This is a genomic window from Pseudomonas putida (assembly GCF_001941965.1).
Classification (GTDB): domain Bacteria; phylum Pseudomonadota; class Gammaproteobacteria; order Pseudomonadales; family Pseudomonadaceae; genus Aquipseudomonas; species Aquipseudomonas putida_L.
Genome location: NZ_MKZO01000071.1, coordinates 1 through 1,245, shown reverse-complemented (window position 1 = coordinate 1,245; position 1,245 = coordinate 1). Strand labels below are relative to the sequence as shown.

The following is a 1,245-nucleotide window of genomic DNA, read 5'->3' as shown; positions in this document are numbered from 1 at the left end:
TGAACTGGCCTAATGATCCCGGACACCTCTTAAGGGCGATATGATTCGCCCATTCAGGAGGTTCTATGCAAGAACGGAAGACCTACACCCGCGAGTTTAAGCAACGTGCTGCCAGCATGGTTCTTGATGATAACTGCTCAGTTCTTGACGTCTGTGCGTCGATGCAAGTCGGTCCTACGGCGTTGCGGCGTTGGGTTGATCAGGTTCGCAAAGAGCGGCAAAAAGGTCAGCCAGTGCCAGGCACCAAGGCAATCAGCGAGGAGCAACGAGAGCTTCAGCAACTGCGAGCCAAGATCAAGCGCCTGGAAACCGAGGCTGAAATCTTAAAAAAGGCTACCGCTCTCTTGATGTCGGATCCCGATCGTTTTTCCTGATCGAGGAGCTGAGAGAGTCATATCCGACCAGCCTACTTTGCAATGCATTGGGCGTTTCCCGCCGTGCTTTTTATGACTGGCTCCGCCGCCGTTCAGCGCCGAATACCAAGCGTGACGGGCTCAGGGCGAAGGTCGTGCAACTGCACGCCGAGAGCCGAGGAAGTGCCGGGGCGAGGATGATCTCTCAGCAGTTGAAGGCCCAGCAGTTCAAGGTGGGAAGGTATCTGGCCGGAAAGCTCATGGAGGAGGCAAACCTGACCAGCAGACAGCGCCGCCGACATCAATATCGCTCCAGAGGCGCCGAAGCTTTTGTGGCCGGCAACCTGCTCGAACGTAACTTCGAGCCAACAGCAATCAACCAGGTCTGGTGCGGCGACGTTACCAGCCTGATGGTCGGGAAGCGTTGGTATCACTTGGCAGTCGTAATTGACCTGTTCGCCCGCCGTATCGTTGGCTGGGCGTTCTCTTTGATCAACGACGCCAAGCTGGTTAGCAAGGCACTGAGGATGGCGGTGGAGATTCGGGGTAAGCATGCAGGCTTGATGTTTCACTCGGACCAAGGCTGCCAATACACCAGCCAGCGCTTCCAATCCGAGCTACTTGAGCATGGGATAAAGCAGAGCATGAGCCGCAAGGGGCAATGCTGGGACAACGCGCCAACAGAGCGTCTCTTTGGAACGCTTAAGTCAGAGTGGGTGCCCGCTAAGGGCTACCAGGAAATCGAAGAAGCCAGACAAGATATGACCAGCTTCTTCATGCGATACAACCGAGTCAGGCTCCACAGCCACAACAATTACTTGTCGCCGATAGCTATGGAGCAGCAGGCGGCCTGATCACCGTAATCGGTGTCCGGAAAAACTTGACCAGAACA

General features: G+C 55.6%; 2 protein-coding genes. Both read left to right on the top strand.

All coding sequences use genetic code 11. From position 1 onward, the window contains the following. Positions 1–65 precede the first annotated feature (65 nt). The gene (locus PSEMO_RS33965) at positions 66–374 is read left to right on the top strand and encodes a transposase (protein ID WP_075806303.1); all 309 of its coding nucleotides are present in this window, start codon (positions 66–68) and stop codon (positions 372–374) included. Beyond that, a complete protein-coding gene (locus tag PSEMO_RS28935; protein ID WP_075806302.1) occupies positions 371–1,207 on the top strand; it encodes an IS3 family transposase in 837 nt (278 codons plus the stop codon). Before PSEMO_RS33965 ends, PSEMO_RS28935 begins: the two co-directional genes overlap by 4 nt. The last annotated feature ends 38 nt before the right edge of the window (positions 1,208–1,245 follow it).

What these genes read in the sequence shown, in the direction of transcription:
- PSEMO_RS33965 (WP_075806303.1), top strand. Translation starts at nt 66, where the DNA reads ATGCAAGAACGGAAGACCTACACCCGCGAGTTTAAGCAACGTGCTGCC.